General features: G+C 52.8%; 18 protein-coding genes and 1 riboswitch. Of the genes, 9 read left to right on the top strand and 9 right to left on the bottom strand.

Annotation, left to right across the window (positions count from 1 at the left end; all coding sequences use genetic code 11):
- Position 1 precedes the first annotated feature (1 nt).
- The 4 genes from AC2JF8_RS06485 to rlmH all read left to right on the top strand — a co-directional run bounded on the left by AC2JF8_RS06485 (position 2) and on the right by rlmH (position 3,849).
- Positions 2 to 823 (top strand): two-component system regulatory protein YycI, encoded by an 822-nt coding sequence (locus AC2JF8_RS06485; RefSeq protein ID WP_500762197.1) that lies wholly within the window; start codon positions 2 to 4, stop codon positions 821 to 823.
- A 14-nt stretch (positions 824 to 837) separates the two neighbouring features.
- Positions 838 to 1,635 (top strand): MBL fold metallo-hydrolase, encoded by a 798-nt coding sequence (locus AC2JF8_RS06480; protein WP_500762195.1) that lies wholly within the window; start codon positions 838 to 840, stop codon positions 1,633 to 1,635.
- Positions 1,636 to 1,694: 59 nt separating this feature from the next.
- The gene (locus AC2JF8_RS06475) at positions 1,695 to 2,879 is read left to right on the top strand and encodes a S1C family serine protease (protein WP_500762193.1); all 1,185 of its coding nucleotides are present in this window, start codon (positions 1,695 to 1,697) and stop codon (positions 2,877 to 2,879) included.
- Positions 2,880 to 3,369: 490 nt separating this feature from the next.
- The gene (gene rlmH / locus AC2JF8_RS06470; protein WP_500762191.1) at positions 3,370 to 3,849 is read left to right on the top strand and encodes a 23S rRNA (pseudouridine(1915)-N(3))-methyltransferase RlmH; all 480 of its coding nucleotides are present in this window, start codon (positions 3,370 to 3,372) and stop codon (positions 3,847 to 3,849) included.
- A gap of 113 nt (positions 3,850 to 3,962) precedes the next feature.
- Here rlmH and AC2JF8_RS06465 read toward each other — a convergent pair whose 3' ends face one another.
- From AC2JF8_RS06465 to AC2JF8_RS06450, 4 genes are all read right to left on the bottom strand, one after another.
- Entirely contained in the window at positions 3,963 to 5,330 is a 1,368-nt protein-coding gene (locus AC2JF8_RS06465) for an ABC transporter ATP-binding protein (RefSeq protein ID WP_500762189.1), read from the bottom strand.
- Positions 5,275 to 5,595, bottom strand: coding sequence for a hypothetical protein (locus AC2JF8_RS06460; protein WP_500762187.1), 321 nt, complete (start codon positions 5,593 to 5,595; stop codon positions 5,275 to 5,277). Before AC2JF8_RS06460 ends, AC2JF8_RS06465 begins: the two co-directional genes overlap by 56 nt.
- A 304-nt stretch (positions 5,596 to 5,899) precedes the next feature.
- Positions 5,900 to 6,553 carry an energy-coupling factor transporter transmembrane component T family protein gene (locus AC2JF8_RS06455; protein WP_500762185.1) on the bottom strand — a complete coding sequence of 218 codons (654 nt, stop codon included), beginning with the start codon at positions 6,551 to 6,553 and terminating at the stop codon, positions 5,900 to 5,902.
- Positions 6,554 to 6,563: 10 nt separating this feature from the next.
- On the bottom strand, positions 6,564 to 7,925 hold the full coding sequence (locus AC2JF8_RS06450; protein ID WP_500762182.1) for an ATP-binding cassette domain-containing protein: 1,362 nt from the start codon (positions 7,923 to 7,925) through the stop codon (positions 6,564 to 6,566).
- A gap of 45 nt (positions 7,926 to 7,970) precedes the next feature.
- Positions 7,971 to 8,060: riboswitch (TPP riboswitch) on the bottom strand.
- Between the two features lie 167 nt (positions 8,061 to 8,227).
- Between AC2JF8_RS06450 and AC2JF8_RS06445 the strand changes: the two genes are divergently transcribed.
- The gene (locus tag AC2JF8_RS06445; RefSeq protein ID WP_500762180.1) at positions 8,228 to 9,166 is read left to right on the top strand and encodes a helix-turn-helix transcriptional regulator; all 939 of its coding nucleotides are present in this window, start codon (positions 8,228 to 8,230) and stop codon (positions 9,164 to 9,166) included.
- An 87-nt stretch (positions 9,167 to 9,253) separates the two neighbouring features.
- Here the strand turns inward: AC2JF8_RS06445 and htpX are convergent, their stop codons facing one another.
- The 3 genes from htpX to AC2JF8_RS06430 all read right to left on the bottom strand — a co-directional run bounded on the left by htpX (position 9,254) and on the right by AC2JF8_RS06430 (position 11,938).
- Positions 9,254 to 10,150 carry a zinc metalloprotease HtpX gene (gene htpX / locus AC2JF8_RS06440; RefSeq protein WP_500762178.1) on the bottom strand — a complete coding sequence of 299 codons (897 nt, stop codon included), beginning with the start codon at positions 10,148 to 10,150 and terminating at the stop codon, positions 9,254 to 9,256.
- A gap of 16 nt (positions 10,151 to 10,166) precedes the next feature.
- Positions 10,167 to 10,724: a LemA family protein gene (locus AC2JF8_RS06435; protein WP_500762176.1), complete on the bottom strand. Its 558-nt coding sequence runs from the start codon at positions 10,722 to 10,724 to the stop codon at positions 10,167 to 10,169.
- Between the two features lie 113 nt (positions 10,725 to 10,837).
- Complete coding sequence (locus AC2JF8_RS06430; RefSeq protein WP_500762174.1) at positions 10,838 to 11,938, bottom strand: SLC13 family permease; 1,101 nt, start codon at positions 11,936 to 11,938, stop codon at positions 10,838 to 10,840.
- Between the two features lie 186 nt (positions 11,939 to 12,124).
- On the opposite strand from AC2JF8_RS06430, the gene AC2JF8_RS06425 reads away from it, so the two are divergent.
- From AC2JF8_RS06425 to AC2JF8_RS06410, 4 genes are all read left to right on the top strand, one after another.
- Positions 12,125 to 12,490 carry an iron-sulfur cluster biosynthesis family protein gene (locus tag AC2JF8_RS06425; protein ID WP_500762172.1) on the top strand — a complete coding sequence of 122 codons (366 nt, stop codon included), beginning with the start codon at positions 12,125 to 12,127 and terminating at the stop codon, positions 12,488 to 12,490.
- A gap of 132 nt (positions 12,491 to 12,622) precedes the next feature.
- Positions 12,623 to 12,763, top strand: a complete 141-nt coding sequence (locus AC2JF8_RS06420) for a hypothetical protein (protein WP_500762170.1) — start codon at positions 12,623 to 12,625, stop codon at positions 12,761 to 12,763.
- Positions 12,764 to 12,889: 126 nt separating this feature from the next.
- On the top strand, positions 12,890 to 13,807 hold the full coding sequence (locus tag AC2JF8_RS06415) for an HNH endonuclease (RefSeq protein WP_500762168.1): 918 nt from the start codon (positions 12,890 to 12,892) through the stop codon (positions 13,805 to 13,807).
- Between the two features lie 105 nt (positions 13,808 to 13,912).
- The gene (locus AC2JF8_RS06410; protein ID WP_500762166.1) at positions 13,913 to 15,820 is read left to right on the top strand and encodes a BspA family leucine-rich repeat surface protein; all 1,908 of its coding nucleotides are present in this window, start codon (positions 13,913 to 13,915) and stop codon (positions 15,818 to 15,820) included.
- 142 nt (positions 15,821 to 15,962) lie between these two features.
- On the opposite strand, the gene AC2JF8_RS06405 is transcribed toward AC2JF8_RS06410, so the two are convergent.
- A complete protein-coding gene (locus AC2JF8_RS06405) occupies positions 15,963 to 17,573 on the bottom strand; it encodes an ABC transporter ATP-binding protein (RefSeq protein ID WP_500762164.1) in 1,611 nt (536 codons plus the stop codon).
- 254 nt (positions 17,574 to 17,827) lie between these two features.
- Positions 17,828 to 18,943, bottom strand: coding sequence for a hypothetical protein (locus tag AC2JF8_RS06400; protein ID WP_500762162.1), 1,116 nt, complete (start codon positions 18,941 to 18,943; stop codon positions 17,828 to 17,830).

Genomic DNA, 18,943 nt, shown 5'->3' with positions numbered 1-18,943 from the left:
GATGGACCGCAAGAGAATTGAGTGGCTTTTCTTCGTTGTTTTCTTGTTAATCGACCTCTATTTGGGGGTTGAAATCTGGCGGTCGCCAATCAGCCTGAGCAACACGGCCGGTACGACGGCCATCAGCATCCGCGCCGAAATGCGTGCTGATGGCATTGACATTCCGCCCCACGTCTCCAACAAGCAGCAGTCCGGCTACTATTTGGCGGCTAAGAACGGCGATTATCTTTCCCGTAAAAGCAGCGGCCTGACCGCAGTGAGCACGCACTATTCCAAAAGCGATAATGCACTAACGGGGACGCCTAAGTCCGTGCAGCTGCTCAACGGCAACCGCAAACAAATCTTGGAACAGCTGGAGGACTTTAAAAATGATCCGACAAGCGTCCCCTATGGCAAACAGTTTACCTATGAGCCCACCATATCGGACGACAAAACCTTCTGCTACGTGCAAAAATCTGCTTACGGCCAGGTTTATGACAGCGAGGCCCAGTTGACAATCAACGTGCGCAATAGCCAGATTGCCAACTACAAGATTTCTTACATGGGGCCGATTAGGGCGGTGCGCGAACCGCAGCTGATCATCAGTGCGTGGCACGCCGTCAAGGCGATGTACACGGACCGCGAGATCGCCAACAATTCGCGCGTGATAAAGGTTACCCTGGGCTATTCCAAGCTGACCGCCGTTCGGGGCAACACGATTTTGCTACCCACATGGCTGATTTGGGTTGAAAACAAGGCGACAAAGAACGTCATGATTAAGCGGGTCAATGCCTTCACTGCACAGATTCTGCAGGGCAACTCGTATAATGTACAGAATAATTAGGAAGGAAAAAACGCGTGCGTGTTTCTGTTTTAGCTAGCGGTTCGACCGGCAATACCAGCCTGATAGAGACCGGTCAACATAAGATTCTGATGGATGCCGGGCTTTCCGGCAAGAAAACAAAGCAGCTGCTGAATGAGGTCGGCGTGGATATTAGGGACATTGACATGGTCTTTTTGAGTCACGACCATACCGACCACAGCAAGGGGCTGGGGGTTCTGATGCGGCGCTACCCGCAGATTGCGGCGTTTGCCAACAGCGGCACTTGGGAATACTTAAGCGAAAGCCAAAAGATTGGCAAGATTCCGGTTGAGCAGATCAACGTGCTCGAACCGGGGCAGTTTAGAACCTTCGGCGACCTTGACGTGACGGCGTTTGCGACCAGTCACGATGCGGCCGCGCCCCAGTATTATGTTTTTGCCAGTGGCGGCAAGCGGATGGCCTTTTTGACCGATACCGGCTATGTCTCCCACAAGGTCAAGGACGTGATCGCGGACGCCGATGCCTACATGATGGAATTTAACTACGACGACATGATGCTGCGCAACGGTCCCTACTCATGGGGGCTTAAGCAGCGGATCCTGTCGGACGTGGGCCACCTGTCTAATAGGGATGCGGCCCAGGCGCTGCTCGACGTGGCAACAGGCAAGACCAAGCACATTTTTTTGGCGCACCGCAGCCAGCACAACAACACGGCTAAACTGGCGTATGATGCGGCCAAGCAGCTGCTTGTAAGCGGTGATGCGAATTTGCCCAGTGACGTTAAAATAGTCCTGGCGGATGCGACCCAGCCGACTAATTTAGTACAAATTTAATGATATTTAGTAACACTTTATAGTATAGTAAGCACAAAGCATGTAAGGGAGATTATACGATGGAAAAACAAAGTGGTATTGGCAAGACCGTTATTGTTGGCGTTGTTGCGGGGCTAATCGGAGGCGGCGCTTCTTACGTCGCCATTGACCAGATTAACAACGCTAATTCAAATAATAATGCGCAGACCAGTATTAGCACTGGCAGCGCGAAAACTTCAAAAAGCAGCGCAAAAGCCAGCGGGGCAATGACGCCTGCTTATAACGACGTCAAGGGTGCCGTTGTTTCAGTAATCAACATGAAGCGGCAGAGTAGTTCCAGCGACTCGATATTCGATATTTTTGGCGATGAAAACAAGGGCAAAAACAAGGGTAAGCTGCAGACTTACAGCGAGGGGTCCGGCGTTATCTACATGAAGTCGGGTAATAAGGGCTACATTGTGACCAACAACCACGTTGTTTCCGGCAGTGACAAGGTCCAGGTCATGCTCTCCAACGGCAAAACCGTTAACGCCCGCATCGTCGGCACCGATGCCACCACGGACCTAGCCGTTTTGTCAATCGATGCCGGGTACGTCACGCAAACGGCCGAATTTGGCGATTCTAAGAGCCTGCAGGCGGGACAGACCGTCATTGCCGTCGGTTCGCCTTTGGGCAGCGAATACGCCTCTACGGTCACGCAGGGGATAATTTCCGCACCAGCGCGTAGCATCACCACGTCCACAGGCAACCAGCAAGCCGTTATCCAAACGGATGCGGCCATCAATCCGGGCAACTCCGGCGGTGCCCTGGTCAACTCTGCCGGCCAGGTGATCGGCATTAACTCGATGAAATTGTCCCAGTCAAGCGATGGCACCTCGGTCGAGGGGATGGGCTTTGCAATTCCGTCCAATGAAGTCGTCACCATTGTCAACCAGCTGGTCAAGAAGGGCAAGATTACCCGTCCGCAGCTGGGCGTCAAGGTGATTGCGCTGCAGGGGATTCCGGCAAGCTACAAGAAACACCTCAACATCAAGTCAAACCTTGAGAGCGGCATTTACATTGCGGAAGTCACCAAAAATAGTGCGGCCTCAAGGTCGGGCCTCAAGGTCGGCGACGTGATTATCAAGGTTGACAGCAAGTCCGTCACGGACGTGGCTTCGTTACACAGTATTTTGTATAATCACAAAGTTGGCGACAGCGTGACTCTGACCGTTAACCGCAGTGGAAAAGAGCTCACCATGCACGTCAAGCTGCAGGCGAACTAATCCTGGCAATATTCTTTAATTAAGCATTAAAAAGGCTATACTGGGCGCTTGAGCTCACTAGTATAGCCTTTTTGCTAACTAAAATTATGAGGAACATTAAATCATTCGGATTTAGTGCTTGTCAAGGCTAAAAAATGCGGCATCTTTTTGTTGATAACTGTGGACAACTTTGTGGATTGTGCATAAAAAGGGTGAGAAAGCCCTTCGATGGTTGTGGACAACCTGTGAGTTGTGTGTAATAAATAGTGAAAATTATTTAATTCAAACAGTTGTTCATTGCGTTATACCGGTATTTGAGGGCAAAAAGTTTGTGAAAAGCGACTGTGAAAAACAAATGTGGGGAAAAAACCTGCGGATAAAAATAAAATAAAGTACTTGACACAATTTGTATGATTAGCAGTGGTATTGACCACAAAATGTTGAAACTGCTTATTCACAGCTGTGGAAAAAACAGGTGGAAAAATTGGGAATTGGGGGATAAATAGTGAGTATGAATATCAAGATTGTGTGCGTGGGCAAGCTGAAGGAAAAGTACTTCAAGGACGCCATCGCCGAATACCAGAAACGGCTTGGTCGTTTTGCCAAGGTTGAACTTGTGCAGGTGCCGGATGAAAAGGCGCCCGAAAAGTTTAGTGTGGCTGAGCAGGAACAGGTTAAGGAGGTCGAGGGCCAGCGCATTCTGGCTAAGATCAGGGACAAGGAGTACGTCTTTGTCACCGCGATCAGGGGCAAGGAGCGCAGCAGCGAGGAGTTTGCCCGCGAGCTGAAGGACCTGGCCACGTACGGCCACTCCGACGTGACCTTCGTGATTGGCGGCAGCCTTGGCACCAGCCCGGCGGTTAACAAGCGGGCAAATAGCCTCTTGAGCTTCGGCAAGCTGACGATGCCGCACCAATTGATGCGCGTGGTTTTGATCGAGCAGATCTACCGCGGCTTCATGATTAACAGCGGCAGTCCGTACCATAAGTAATGCCGGTCTTGTTTGGTTTGATTGGACATAATAAAACCCCGAAGTTGTTTTACTTTCGGGGTTCACGGCAAACTTGCAAACCAATTTTTTATCATACTGGCAACTGGGAGTTTTTATCCTAATTCAATCACTTGCTCAAACTGCTGCGCGATTTCCGGGCGCAGGTGGTGGGAAATGTAGACTAGGGTTACGCCGTCCAAATCAAGCAGGCTCTGCTCGATCTTCTGGCCATCTTTTTCATCGATGGCCGAGGTGATCTCATCGGCCAGGATGACTTGCGGGTTGCCGAGCAGCTGCCGGGCCAGCGCGATTCGCTGCTTTTGGCCACCGGAAATGTTGTTGCCGGCGTGCTTTAACACGGTGTCAAGGCCGCCCGGGCTCTCCGCTACAAACTGCTCCAGGCCGGCGCGCGCAACTGCGGCGTTCACCGCGTCAGCGCTTGCGTCGCGGCCTAAAGTAATGTTGTAGCGCAGGGTACCGTCAAAAATATAGGCTGACTGGTCGATGTAGGCAATCTGCCTGTGCAGCGACTTCAGACTGAGCTCGCGGTATTCGCTGTCGTCCCAGGTGAGCGCGCCCCGGTAGCCCGTTAATAACCCGCCAATCAGCTTCACTAAGGTTGACTTGCCGCAGCCGGACGGACCAACAATGGCCACCCGGTCGCCCTTCTTAATGGTACCCGAAACATTGTTCAAGATGGCCCGGTCGCTGCCGGGATAGCCAAATGACAGGTCGCTGAAGGCAATTTGCCGGGCCAGCGGGGCAGCCTCTTTTCCCTGGGAATCTTGCTTCTGCGTGTCGGCCAGCTTGTTGTACTTGTCAAAAATAGGCTGAACGGCCCGAATCGAAGTCAGCTGAATGCTGATGTTGGTCAAGCTGCCGAAGACGTTGCCGGCCATCGAGCCGACAATCAGAATGGCACCAATCGGAAGCTGGTGGTGGAAGGCGAGGTAGCCGGATTCAATTGTTAAAATGGTTTGGGCGCTGATGCTAATCAGGTTGACCAGTACATTGGAGAAGGACATTTTAGTTGTATAGTTAACCCGGGCCTGGCCCGCCTCGTCCGATACGGCCAGTGCCACCTTATTCAGCAATTTTTGCTGACCGAGCGTGAGCAGGTTGATAAAGCCCTCCAAAATATCGGTCATCTTAGCCGTTAACACCTCATTTTGCTGGCTCTGCTTCTGCGACAAGTTTTCTAGCTGTCTTTTAAAAATGCGGGGAAACAAAATCATCACAACGGCAAACACCAAGGTTGTTATTAATAAGAGCGCGTTATAAGAAAGCAGAACAACACTGGCAACAATGGCCAGGAGCGTGCTACTGAAGGTTTCCTGCAAACTGATAAAACCAGCTTCGTTAATTTGATTAATATCATTAGTAAACCAGGACACGTAATCGGCCTCTGTGTGGTTGTTGAAGCCCTCATATTCCTGGCGGCCAATTACCCCGGCCAGGTCCGCCCCTAATGGAGTTATCAACGGTTTTTGTGATAATAGCAGAATACCTTGAAGTGGTAAAAAAGAAGACCAAAAAAATGGCCCAACTGAATAAGTTTAGTACTGTATCAGTAATAAAACCCGCCAGATTACGCTGGGTCAGCGCGGTCAGGGCGTTACCGTTAAAAATGCTGGTGGCGGTTTGTGATACGTTCCAACCAAGATAGAGAATAGCCAAAATTATATACTTGCCGGGATTGCGTTTGACATAAGTCCAGAGTGAAAAGTTTGCGATAGTGTTTTCCATAATTCGCCTCCGCTGAATTAATTATCACAGCCAGTGACAATAATGTAATAGAGTAGTCGCCACTACTTGCTTTGTGCGTTCTGCGATAAGAATAGTGCCGGCTAACGCTAAATAATCCAGCTGCTTTTTAGTTGCTTTTAATATATTAATTATCATTTTATAATTAAGTACCTAGAAAAGCAATCGAATTATCAAAAAAAGGCCCGCAAGTTAGGGAAATTGCGGGCCTTATTTCGTATTATTATTTTTTCACTTTTTCCGGCTGCGGCGTTATAACGCTAGTCGAGCGGTTAAATAAAAGCGCTCAGCGCAGCGTGAACAGCGCGGCGTTGGTAGCGAGGAGAATAATGCCGGCCAGCAGCCAGTCGCGTGTTGTGACCGGGACGCGTACGATGACCGACCGCTGGGCACCCTCGCGAAAGCCGTGGGACTCCATGCCCTGGGCCAGGTTTTCGGCGGAATTCAGCGCAACCAGGATGGCCTTGAAGTAGAGCACCGGCGACCAGAAGCTGAGGTAGACGCCGCGCATCATGCCGGCCGTCCGAATCTGCTTGACCGCCTGCCGCATGCGGGGGATGATGTTGAGCGCTGCCAGCACGCCGTAGGCAAACTTGCTGGGGAGGCGGAAGTTCTGCTCAAAGGAGCGGGCCAGGTCCTCCGGGCTGGTGTCAATCGCCACGCAGTAAATTGTCAGCGTGTAGACGTAGATCCGGCTGGACAGGCTGAACGCGTTGTAGAGGTCGGGCCGCGGCGCAAACCAGTAGAGCGTGGCAAAGACGGTGAAGGCCGCAATCAGCGGGACGAGCAGCGTTAATAGGAGCTGGCACAGCGTAATGCGCTTGTAGATAAGGTAGAATAGGGCAAAAACAATGACCAGCAGGTTGGTAGACAGGCTCGACTTGAGCGAGATTTCGATGGAAATAATCAGTGCCAGGACAAATTTAAAACTAGGATTCAATGGTTGTACCTCACTTGTCTACGTAGGTTAAACGGCGGTTTTTGAAGACCAGGTGGTAGTCGCACCAGTCTGCTAGGCCGGCGAGCTCGTGGCTGATGATCAGCAGGGTCTGTCCCCGCTGCTTCTGGCTCTCCTTAAGCCAGGTCATGACCTGGCGGGCGGATTCGTGGTCGAGTCCGCTCAGCGGCTCGTCGATCAGCAAGACGTCCAGGTCCGCAATCAGCATTAACAGGATCTGTAGTTTCTTCTGCTGGCCCCCGGACAGGGAGTAGACAACGTGGTCGAGCAGCGCGTCGAGCTCCAGGTCGGCCAGGGCCTCTTTGATTTTTTTGTCGGTGAAGAAGCTGCCGGTCCGCTGCTTCTTGCTCAGGGCGATTTCATCCTTGACGGTAATGTTGATGAACTGGTCGCTCGCCGTCTGGAAGATCTGCCCGACGCGGCGCAGGTAGGTGCGGGCGGTCTGCCGCCGTATCTCCTTTTCGCGGTAGGTCAGGCTGCCGGAATACGGAATCATCTTGGTGAGCGCGCTGAAGAGCGAGGTCTTGCCGACGCCATTGGCGCCCGTGATCAGCGTGGCCTTGCCCCGCGGAATGTCCAGGTGGTCCTGGTCAAGCAGCAGCCGGTTCTGCGTGACCTGTGTCCTCTTCAGGGCAAAGCAGGGGTTTTCGCCCGCCTGCGGCAGCGCGAACGTGTACACGTCGCCATGGTGGTCGTTTTCCGCCAGCAACTGGTTCATGGCGCTATCATCCAGACGGATCACGGACTTGCCGGCGAACTTGAACAGGCAGTCGCAGACGCCCGCATAGCCGCTCAAAACGTGGTCGCTGAGGATGATGGTCTTGCCCTGGTCGCGCAGACGGGCGAGCTTGGCAATCAGAAACGTCCGTGCCTGGGGGTCACAGCTTGCGAAGGGCTCGTCGAGCAGAAACAGGTCGGTGTTCATCGCCACCAAAACAGCCAGTGCGACGCGCTGCTGCTCGCCGCCGGACATCGTGTTGATTTTCTGGTCGAGCAGGTGGTCAATCTGGGCAAACTGCACGGCTTCGTTCAGCCGCTCCTTGTAATGCGCGCGGTCCACCTGCAGGTTCTCGAGCGCGAAGATGATCTCCTCGCGCGGCGTGGCCATGGTGAACTGTTCGCCGGCACTCTGGAACATCATGGCCGCCTTCAAGCCGTTCAGGTCTGTTTTTCCGCTGATTCTGCCCGCATACTTGGGGTACAGCCCCGCCAGTATCTTGAGCAAAGTAGACTTGCCGCAGCCGGTCGGTCCCACGAGCAGGGTGAACTTGCCGGTGGGGATGTGCAGGTTGACGTTGGTGAGGACCTTATCGTCTTCATCATATGAAAAAGTGAGGTTTGTGCTTGTAATCAATTTTGTTACCAAATAAAAAAAGTCATCATGGCTAAGGCCTGACGACGTAAAAAGATTAATTTTCCCTTCGCTGGCATTATCCATGGCAGGTTCAACGGGTATGTTCTCAGCCTAGCGGCACCCCGGTATTTTCAGGTTAATTATACCTAAACGTCCTTGGGTTGTCTAGCAAGCGCCGCCGCACGCCGAAAATAGGGACGGGAACAGCCAAACGCATCCCCCTGCAAAATTGCGGGCTTATCGCCGGGTTTTAGGCTATAATTAAAATTATGAAAATAAATTGCTAGTTAGAGGGTGAAGGCATGGCGGCGGTAAAATTAGAACAATATTTGACCAGTATCCTGAATTCAACTAAGGCGGATACGAATGAGGTGCGGCTGCGTCCGGGCAACCGTGATTTGGACCTGCTGGCGGTTGCCCTTGAGAACCATAACGTGGGCGTGCACCGTTACCAGACGTCGAACGCGCTGCTCCTATACGCGGCCCAGGGCAGGACCCACGTTGCGATTAACGGCCAGGACTATTTGCTTGTGGCCGGCAACATCGTCTTACTGCAGGGCAAGAGCAGCTATGAGGTGCAGCGGCAGTCGCCTGGCGACCTGCTCGTGAAGCTTGAACTCAGTGCGCAGGTGGACTTGCGGCAGCTTTTTGGCGGCAGTATGCGTCTTGAAGGGCCGGAAAAGCAGGCGGTGCAGGAGGTGGAAGACGCCTTGAGAACCAACCGCCTGCTCTACCTCAAGTGCACGCCCATGTCCGTATCGGTCCAATTGCTTAAGAAGGTCATCAACGAGTACCTCAACCAAAACCTCTTTGCCCGCAGCATTATTAGCGCGGAATTGAGCATTCTCTTTATTGCCGCCATGAGGAGCCAGAACCTGGCAACGGCGGGCAAGGTCAGCCACCAGTTTGTTGTCTCGGCGCTTGAGCAGTACATCGATGACAATTACGCCAGTATTTCCCTGGACAAGACGGCCAAGCACTTCGGCTTTAACCCCAATTACTTTTCCAGCCTGGTCAAGCAGAAGACGGGCAAGAGCTTCGTTGAACACGTTGATGAGCGGCGGATGGAAGAGGCCCGCAACTTGCTGGCGCGGCCCGATATTTCCGTTAAGGAGATCATTCGCCGGGTGGGCTACAGCGGCAAGTCCTTCTTTTATAAAAAGTTTAACGAATACTACCATGAAACGCCGGTGCAGATGCGCGCCGAACTGTTTCGTCAGGCCAACATCAACTTGAAGTAGCAAGACGGCCCCCTGGCAAAATACCATAACCCCAATTTGATGACAGAAAAAAACGATATCCCCTTCAAGGGACATCGTTTTTTGTTTTTACATTTTTTCGAGGCGCTTGATGCGGTCTTCCGTTGGGGGATGACTGTCAAACAGGTGGGTAAAGCCGTGCTTTTTGCGCAGGGGATCCTCGATGTACATTCCGGCGCTGCTTGGATCCGCCTTCTTCATCGGGCTGGCACCGTCAATCTTTTCAAGTGCGGAAATCAGCCCCTGGGGGTTGCGGGTGAGCTCGACCGACGATGCGTCGGCCAGGTATTCCCGGTTGCGGGACAAGGCCATCTGCGCCAGGCTGGCACAAATGGGGCCAAGAATGAGCACGAAGACAATCGCTACCACTTTAAAAATCATGACGAAGCTGTTGTCGCTGTCGTTATCACTATCGCGATCGCCATCGCCCCACCAGATGAAGCGGCTGGCCATGCCCGACAAGAATGAGATGACGCCGACCAGAACGGCGGCCACGGTTGACACCAGAATGTCATAGTTTCGGATGTGTGAAATCTCGTGGCCCAGAACGCCCTCGAGCTCCTCGCGGTTCATCATGTCGAGCAGGCCCTGCGTGACCGCAACGGCGGAGTGGTCGGGGTCGCGACCCGTTGCAAAGGCATTGGGACTCTTATCGGCAATAATGAAGACGCGGGGCATGGGCACCCGGCCAACGAGGGCCATGTCCTGGACAACGTGCCATAATTCGGGGTTGTCGGCCTCGGTAACTTCGCGGGCGTGGTTGAGGCTCATGACCATGTTTGCGGGGTTGGGCAGGATGATGAGCATGTAGATTACGCTGGCTGCCAGCGCGATGACAAGCCCCAACACAGGCCGGTCACTGAAGATGTAGCCCAGGCCCGCGCCGACCAGCGCCAAAATGATGGTAAACATGATCATTATGCCAACCGTCTTGCGTTTATTGCGGGCAATTTGCTGAAATAACATAAGTTTAACCTAGCGCTTAAAACTTAACCTGTGGCACTTCTTTTTCTGCTTCGCTGGTCTGCAGGTAGTCAACCTTCTTGAAGCCGTGGATGCCGGCAACAATGTTTGACGGGAAGGTCAGGAGCTTCTGGTCGTAAAGGGCAGCGGATGAGTTGTACAGCTGTCTTGAGTAGGCAATCTTGTTTTCCGTGTTGGCCAGTTCCTCCTGCAGCTTCAGGAAGTTCTGGTTGGCCTTTAGGTCGGGGTAGTTTTCGGATAAGGCGAAGATCGACTTCAGGGCGTCGGAAATCTGGTTGGACACCTTCAGGGTCTCGGCCCGCTCGCCGCTCGGGATGTTGGTCAACTGGTTGCGCAGCTGCACGACGTTTTCCAGCGTTTCCTTTTCGTGCTTGGCGTAGCCCTTGGTGGTCTCGACGAGGTTGGGGATGAGGTCGTTGCGCCGCTTTAGCTGCACGTCAATCTGGCTCCATGATTCGTCGGTGTAGACCTTGGCCTTCTGCAGGCCGTTGTAGATGGTAATGTAGATGGCAATTAATAAGACAGCGATAATGACGATTATCCAAATTAAATTCATTGTTTTTCCTCCTGGTATATATCACTCAATTATAACTGATTATACCCCTTTTGAATATAAAAAAAGCCCTGCACGGCAATCGCAAGCAAAGCTTGATAAATGGGAGCGGGCGCTTATAACAGAAGCAGCAGCCAGCCGACAATTGTTAAAATAATCAGTCCGATGAACTGCATGAGCGACCACTTTTTAAAGAATTCGCTCCTTGAGACGGTGGCGTTCTGCGTGAAGGTCTTGAGGACCAGCATGTTGGCCATTGACCCGATCGGTGAACCGAAGCCCCCGATGTTGGTGCCCAAGAACAGGGCCTGGGCGTACGGGGTGAACTTGCCGACCAGGATGGTGGCGGGCACGTTGCTGATGATCTGGCTCGAAATAATCGACGTGAAGTAGGTCGAATTCTCCGAGTTGATCATCTGGTCAATGATGGTCACAATCAGCGGGATCTGCTGGATATCGCTGATGAAGATGAAGAAACAGGTAAAGGTTAGGAGCAGGGCGTAGTCAATCTTGAGCAGGATCTGGGGGTTGATCAGGAGGGCCAGAATAAACGCTACGACCATGGGAATCGCAATGTTGATAACCTTGAAGACGCCCAAGAAGAACAGGGCAAACACGGCAGTCGTGATAACCGTGGGCCGGATGCTGATGTTGATCTGCTTGGTATCCTGCACGGGAATCTTAGTGCGGGGGATGAAGTGGAAGATGACGAAGGTGATGACCAGTGCGGCCAGCAGGTAGGGCGAAGACCAGGAGAAGAACTCGATGGCGCCGACGGAGTACTTGCTGACAAGAAAAATGTTGTGGGGGTTGCCCCAGGGCGTGAATGCGGCCCCGATGTTGGCGCCCATTCCAATCAGGGTGACCGGCAGGATCTGGGGCAAGTCGCAGCGCTTGGCGATATTCAGGTACAGGGGTATCAGTGTAAGCGCTGTTATGTCGTTGCCGAGAAACATTCCCGAAATAATTGCCAGCAGCGTGAACAGTATGTTCAGCTTGCGCATATTATCGGCAATGCTGGTCAACTTGTATGCTAAAACGTCTAGAATATGCAAATAAGCGTAAATTTGGATAATAATCAGCATCGCAGCGACGGAAAATATTGTATGCAGGTTAATATCTCCAAGCCGCGGCCTTGCAAAAAAAAGGCTGATAATCGTTACTACAGCAGTAATCTGTAAAATTTTATCGCTAAAGGTTTTTTTCAAGACGGTCATAAAATGTCCCCCTTCACAAGTTACAATCATCGTTATCACTATGTTACATTTTGAGCTTTTTTTTCATGGTTCGCAATAATTAATTTTCATTCCCCCAGATGTGGGCCCATAAACAGATATTTTGACACCTATAACTAATATATCTTATAGTTAAAAAAACATGCAAAGATTAAGGGGGTTCTCAACATGAGTAATTCTGAAACGGTGAAAATGAACATCAAGCCGGCGGCTGCGGCAAAGTTGCAGAGTAAGGTGACAGACGGGCAGGTTGTCCTGCTGGCACTCAATGATGGGTCTAACAAGTATTCAAGCGTGGGCGGCACGTGCACAATTGGTGCCAACTTCCAGTTCGTCATCCTGGCGCAGAAGGATCCAGATTTTAGCGTTAAGGTGGAAAACAATGCGGGGCTTGACCTTTACACCAGCCCCGCCGAAATGCAGTTTCTTGAGAATAGCCTGGTCGTCGATGAGAAGAACACGGCGCTGAATTTAGCCGATGATAGCGGCGTGATTGACGGTGCCGTTACGATTAACGAGCACGCAAACTTATAATGCTTGAACGCGTGGGGGGCCTTAACGGCGGCTGCGTTTTAGCCCGGTCCGCTGCAGGCAAGCCTTGCTTGAACAGGCTTGACGTGGTAAACTATATAAGATTTTCGAAAATCTGAAAGGAAGTATAGTACTATGCGTAAAGGTGAAAATTACAACACCGGTTGTGAACCGGGCCAAAGACCTAAGAACAAGAGAAACGGCAAGAAGCGTGTTGCTCACGTAGCAGCCGTTGTTGCTTTCTTGAACAAGGCCAAGGCAGACGAAAACAAGTAGTTTGTTACTAAATTAAAACTAAAAGGCGGATTGCGTAAGTAGTCCCGCCTTTTTTTCTGGCCGGATTTTGATAAAATGGGGCAAGGACAGTAGATTATGGCGTTCGTCTAAGGAGATAATTGCAAAGTGAAATTTCAGTGCAGCAGGTGCGGCTTACGCATGAATTCAGGTCATTTTAAGCAACTAGGGCTGGTCAATCCGCGTCTCACCAGCATCTGTGATTTGTGCATCCAGCGCGGCGAAGACCCGGAAGACTTTGCTAATAGCGCGGTTGAGACTTTTGCCCAGTGCCTGCTCTATACCTTTGTGGGCTCTAGCACGGCCGCGGACGGAGCAGATTTTCTGGTGGCGCAAAAAGACCTGCGCAAGCGCTACGAGGCCTTCATCCAGGACTATGACGGCAACACGCTAGCCCGTCAGCAATTGTCGCGCCGCGATTTCAACCAGGCCGTGATTGACAGCGAGAAGGGGCAAAACGACTTTGTCCCGCGGCTGGATTTGACCTTTGCCCAGAACCTGGAAAAGCTGGGTCTGGCCGTCAGCTTTCAGTTAAACGAGGTCGACTATATTGACCGCGAGCGCATCCGGGCCAAGTATAACTACCGCTGCCAGTACTGCGGCCGGCGCGGACGCAGCGTGGACCACAAGGACCCGGTCTCGCTGTCGCACAACAACAAGCTGGACAACCTGATTCTGTCGTGCCAAGAGTGCAACCGGATCAAGTCCAACATGCCCTACGAATTGTTCGTCAGGCTCAACGACGAAATTCCCCAGGTCAACCGGAAGCTGGTGAAGTATGAGAATGCGCTGGCGACGCTCAGGGGCGAGTTCGACCACCACCGGCGGGCCCTGGCGGCTAAGATGCACCTGAAGGGCGTGGTCAATGATCCCGAGCTTGACCGGCTGCGCAAACAGAACAAGAAGCTGCAGGATGCCATCGATAGCTTGGAGAGCGACTACGGCGCGCTGCGGAGCGTACGCGAGCAGCACTTCATGACCGGCTGGAAGCTGGACCAGGTCGACGGGCAGGATGATATTGTTTAGATCTGTGCGCCCACGCTAATAGTTGTGCTAACAAGAGCTGGTATTGTAACCTGTTTTGCGCGTCAATGAGTTTATAATGGAGGCAAGATAAAAAGGAGATTCATAATGAAACCGAGCACCTCAAGCAAAAAATTTACCAAATGGGGCGTCGGATTGACCGCATCTGCGCTGATCCTAGCCGGCGTGAGCGGGGCGGCGGTTGCTACCCAAGCCGCCGCAACCCAGCCGGCAACTAGCAGTACGGGCAGTGGCCTGGGCCTGTGGACGGGCAAGGACGGCGACTGCAACTGGAATTACGACCTGGTCACCAAGACGCTGACCATTAGTGGTCCCAAGGGCAGCCAGCTGTCCAGCACGCCGCTTGCCCAGGAATTACCCTGGCACTACAATGTTAACCACATCGTGATCAACGGTCCGGTCAAGCTGCCCGTGAACGCCAAGGGCAAGTTCGCCAACTTTGAATACCTGCAGGACATCAAGGGCATGGGCCAGGTCGACACCAGCGCCACGACCAACATGGCCGGTCTGTTTGAGAAGGATGAGTTTCTGACCAGCGTTGACACCAGCGACTTCGACACCAGTCACGTTACCGACATGTCTAAAATGTTTTCCCAGACCGCAATCAATAACTTGGCACTGGCCAACTTTGATACGCGCACGGTCACCAATATGTCCGGCATGTTTGCCGGCACCAAGACGCCGCAGCTGGACCTGACGCATTTTGACACCATCAACGTCACCGACATGTCCAACATGTTCATGAATGCCGCGGCCCAGGCACTCGATGTGGCGGGCTTCAAGACGGGCAAGGTGACGAACATGTCCGGCATGTTCCAGGGGGCCGCAGCGTCAAGGCTGGACGTCGGCTCCTTTGACACAAGCCAGGTAACGAACATGTCTAATATGTTCAGCCGGATGGGCAATCTGACCAGCCTGGATCTGCACAATTTTGATACGCACAACGTGACGACCATGGCCAGCATGTTTTTGTATGATTTAAGCCTCACGAGCCTGAACATCGCCAGTTTCTCCACCAAAAAGGTGACCAATATGGATCACATGTTTGCTGGTATGGGCAAGATAGAGCACCTGGACCTGCGGTCGCTGGACACGCGCAATGTGACGACCATGGAGTCTATGTTTGCGGAGGATGCCAAGTTAGCCAACCTGGACGTGAGTCGCTTTAAGACGGCCAAGGTCACGGACATGAGCTTCATGTTTAGTAAGTGCGACAGCCTTACTAGTTTGGACGTAAAGAACTTTGAAACGCGCAATGTTGATGGCATCGCGTACATGTTTTCTGGCCTGAAGAAGGTCAAGACACTTGATTTGCACACCTTTAAGACGGCCAACCTGCGGTTCATGGCCAGCACGTTTGCCGATGATAGCGCGTTGACTAACGTCAACTTGAAGGGCTGGGACACAAGCAAGGTGAAGATGATGTATAGCCTGTTTGAAAATGACCCGAGCCTGGTCAAGGTTGATCTGCATCACTTTAAGACTGATAATCTGACTGAGGCCGACCGCATGTTTAGAAATGACCCGAACCTGAAGACGGTTAACCTGCGCGGCTGGAACACGCGCAAGCTGACCGGGACCAGCGAGATGTTCAAGAACTGCACCAGCCTGGTCAAGGTCAACCTGAAGGGTTGGCACACGCCGAAGCTGATCGACTCAACGCAGATGTTCAGAAACACTCCGCAGCTGGCCGGGGTCGACCTGGGCCACTTCAACATCCACAACAGCAGGATTGTGCAGCAGGCTGGCAACCGCAAGGGCTTTGCCGTCAAGCTGGGCCACTACCGCCTGCGCAAGAGTTCCGGCATCGGTCAGGGCTTCAAGCACATTCAAGCCGTCGGCAGCGGAACAATCAGGAACCCGCGGGGCGCCCGGTACACGGCCAAGCAACTGTTCAAGCTCTACAATCATTCGGCTAAGAAGAGTCCGCTGGAAACGTACGTGATGTACAACGGCAAGAAGCCGCGCTTCCCGAAGGGTTTTAACCTTAGATAGGATCGCCAACTCAATTAATAGTCAGAAGAGTTGGATCGGAACGGTTTTGGATTAACCAACATAATTTGCAATTTAAAAAGCAGGATTAGCACCTGGTAGTGCTGGTCCTGCTTTTTGCATGCTGCTGGCTTGGGCTAAGCCGCTAATCGTCCTGCCGGTCGAGTGTTTCATTTTGTAGTACGTAGTGCTTAAAGTTGTTGTCCTTGAACACTTGTTCGTCATAGTGGTGGGCGATTTCCAGCACCGTGCAGTCCAGGTTGTTGATTACCTGCTGCACCTTGCGGCTCATTTCGCTGTCCAGGGCCGACGTGGCCTCGTCGATTAAGATGATCTTCTTGTCATAAAGGAGGGCCCGTGCAATCTCGACGCGTTGCTTCTGCCCGCCCGACAGGCTGTTGCCGTTTTCGCCGTAGTTCTTGTCCAGGCAGTCAGTGCCCAGTTCTGTTAGCAGACCGACTTCCTTCAGGGCCGCCAGGCAGTCCTCATCCTTGAACTGCCGGCCCAGGGTCAGGTTGAAGCGCAGGGTGTCGTTGAACAGGAACGGACTCTGCTTGATGTAAGCCAATTCGCCCGCATCCGCAACGTTATCAATCACTTCGGTACCGTCTTTTAGGACGATGCGCCCGCTCGTGGGTCTGAGGAAGCCCTCAATCAGGTTGAAGATGGTTGACTTGCCGGCACCGGACTTGCCCGTGATCAGGAGCTTGCTCCTGAAGGGAATCGTTAGACTTAAATTCCGCAGCAGCGGCTCCTTGCCCGCGTAGGCGAAGGAAACGTTATCGAAGTTGATGCTGGGTGCCGCAAGCCGATTTTCTTGGGGCTGCGTGAATTCGATTGGTTCAAGCTTCAGGCCCTTCCTGATGTTGTCGGTGGTCTTCATCTCGTTCAGGTACTGGGCGGCGTTTCTGAACGGGCCCACGACGCGGTCGCTGGCCAGGAAAATCGCGATGATTGTCGCCGCCTGGGCCTGGCCGTTGATGACGAAGATTAACCCCGCGCCCAGCGGCAGCAGAAAGCTGAACGCGGACAGAACGGCGCTGACGAAGATGGCCCAGGCCTGGTAGTCGTTCATCTTTTTGTAGGAACTCTCGGTTTGCTTCAGGTAGTTCTCGGTGTCCCTGAACATCGCCCGCTCGGCCAAGTAGGTCTTGATGGTCTGGATGCCCTTGAACAGGTCCGTGACCTTGCCCAGGTAGGTGCCACTGTCCTTCTGCCAGGTTGTCGAGGACGCGGTCAGCACCCGGCCGAAGAGCTTGGACGAGAGCATCGGCACCAGTGAAAAGAGGATGAACAAGATGCCAATCGGCAGGTTGAGGTAGAGGATATAGCAGCCGGACACGATGCCCATCAGGAGCGAGCCGCACAACTCGAAGAAAGTCTCAAAGTAGTTGGTCTCCACGAGCTTAAAATCATTGAAAATCTTGGAGACGCTGTCGGAGGATTCGGCGTTAAAGTCCGGCTTGGCGACCTGGTCGTACACAAAGCTGTTCTTGATCTTGATGTTGAGCAGCTTGACGGCCTGGTTGATTAGGACCTGCTTGAGCGCCATGGCAAAATAAATGAGGCCCCAGATTAGCATGCTGGCCGCAACGTACGTGACCACCTGTGCAACGGTTGAGTTGTGGTTGAAGCGCGTCACGTTTGAAATGACGTAGGACAGAATCACGCCGTCGAAAGAGGCGATGATAGTGGTCACCAGTATGCCCGCCAACAGGAGCTTGGGCAGCGTTTTGAAGAATGATTTGATGGTCATAATACCCTCCAAGATGAGAAATTAAAATAGACCGGTGTGTGCTGCTTTGCACGAATTCATAGCACTAATAATAGCACATAATTAATTAAAAATGTATTTAAAATTAATTAACTAATGTTTTTTTAATTATGGCGCATAAGTTGCTGCCGGCGCCTCGCCCTTGCAATCCCCCAGGGCAAAAAAAGGCCCAACGCCGGTTGCATACCGGGCGTTAGGCCTCTGTAAAAAATTGATTGGGCTGGCTATCTTAAAATTTACAGCAGTGGCCTGCTTTTTCGGACCAGTCGGGGCCACAAGAAGTTGAGGACGACCAGCACGACAATCGCAATTACCAGGACCTGGCAGCCCGTGGTAAAGTTGAGCTGCGGTGCCCGCAATCTTGTACCCAGGCTTCCCGTTGCCACCTGCGCCGCAAGCAGGTAGGTCATCGGCAGGTATTGGGCAATCGACGTCTGCGTTGCCCCCGCCTGCTGCTGCGTTGCTTGCAAAATCAGTGGCAGGATTGCTCCACCTAGAAGTAGGACTAGTGCCAGGAAGAGGCAGCTCATCTGGCTGCGGCTGATTTGTGCCAAGAGCAGAATTAGGAGCACAGTGAAGGTACCGGCAAGGGCTGTTAAAATCAGCGTTGGCGCCAGCCAGGCGGAAAGCGGCTGGTACTGGGCTTCCAGGCCGCTTGGCAAAATAATGCCCTGAAGCGGGTAGGCAAGCGAACCGGGCCCAAAGAGCAGGCTACTAGTGCCCCAGATAATTAGTCCCACCAATAAGGTCAGTCCGCCCGCCACCAGCAGACCCAAGACTAGGTCTAGAGCCACGGTATGATTGCTCGGCAGCAGGGTTGCCCTGTTCAGCTGGTCGACGTACTTGGCCGCAAACAAATTGCTCAAAATAAAGCAGAGCGTGACAATCAGTAGGGCCGGCAGGAAGCCTTCCATGAGTTTGAACAGGAACAGCCAGCCCTCTTTGGGTCGCTGTTCGTCTTCTTCGGGCACATTCGCCCGCATGAGTGCCTGCAGCCGGGCGTTTTTCTTTTTGGCCTCCTGCTTGAGCCCGTCGCCGCCAATCTTGACCCGGGCCGCCTGCGTCTTATTCTGCCGGATGGTGAGCCGGTAGGCCGTGCGCCAATTGCCCTCATCCAGGGCCGTCAGAATGGCCTGCTCGTCTTTAGCCTGACCACTGCCTTCCGGCAGACCTGCTTGCCCCTGCTCCCTGCGGTTCAGAGTCTGCATTGCCTGCGTTCGTATTGAAGATTGTCCGCCACTGGCAGCGTTATAGCCCAGGATCAGCCCGGCCACCAGCAGCACGATGCCCAGAGCCAGCCAGGTCAGGGTGCTCTTCAGCACCTTCTTAAGCTGCAGTTTGAAATAAGCCAT

The organism is Lactobacillus sp. CA30L (assembly GCF_059900845.1).
The sequence above is the reverse complement of the archived record's forward strand: the minus strand, read 5'-3'. Positions and strand labels throughout refer to the sequence as shown.

Excerpts from the sequence above, each read along its gene's own strand:
- AC2JF8_RS06485 (WP_500762197.1), top strand. The coding sequence starts at position 2 with ATGGACCGCAAGAGAATTGAGTGGCTTTTCTTCGTTGTTTTCTTGTTA.
- AC2JF8_RS06475 (WP_500762193.1), top strand. The coding sequence starts at position 1,695 with ATGGAAAAACAAAGTGGTATTGGCAAGACCGTTATTGTTGGCGTTGTT.
- rlmH (WP_500762191.1), top strand. The coding sequence starts at position 3,370 with ATGAATATCAAGATTGTGTGCGTGGGCAAGCTGAAGGAAAAGTACTTC.
- AC2JF8_RS06460 (WP_500762187.1), bottom strand. The coding sequence starts at position 5,595 with ATGGAAAACACTATCGCAAACTTTTCACTCTGGACTTATGTCAAACGC.
- AC2JF8_RS06445 (WP_500762180.1), top strand. The coding sequence starts at position 8,228 with ATGGCGGCGGTAAAATTAGAACAATATTTGACCAGTATCCTGAATTCA.
- htpX (WP_500762178.1), bottom strand. The coding sequence starts at position 10,150 with ATGTTATTTCAGCAAATTGCCCGCAATAAACGCAAGACGGTTGGCATA.
- AC2JF8_RS06435 (WP_500762176.1), bottom strand. The coding sequence starts at position 10,724 with ATGAATTTAATTTGGATAATCGTCATTATCGCTGTCTTATTAATTGCC.
- AC2JF8_RS06430 (WP_500762174.1), bottom strand. The coding sequence starts at position 11,938 with ATGACCGTCTTGAAAAAAACCTTTAGCGATAAAATTTTACAGATTACT.
- AC2JF8_RS06425 (WP_500762172.1), top strand. The coding sequence starts at position 12,125 with ATGAGTAATTCTGAAACGGTGAAAATGAACATCAAGCCGGCGGCTGCG.
- AC2JF8_RS06420 (WP_500762170.1), top strand. The coding sequence starts at position 12,623 with ATGCGTAAAGGTGAAAATTACAACACCGGTTGTGAACCGGGCCAAAGA.
- AC2JF8_RS06410 (WP_500762166.1), top strand. The coding sequence starts at position 13,913 with ATGAAACCGAGCACCTCAAGCAAAAAATTTACCAAATGGGGCGTCGGA.
- AC2JF8_RS06405 (WP_500762164.1), bottom strand. The coding sequence starts at position 17,573 with ATGACCATCAAATCATTCTTCAAAACGCTGCCCAAGCTCCTGTTGGCG.
- AC2JF8_RS06400 (WP_500762162.1), bottom strand. The coding sequence starts at position 18,943 with ATGGCTTATTTCAAACTGCAGCTTAAGAAGGTGCTGAAGAGCACCCTG.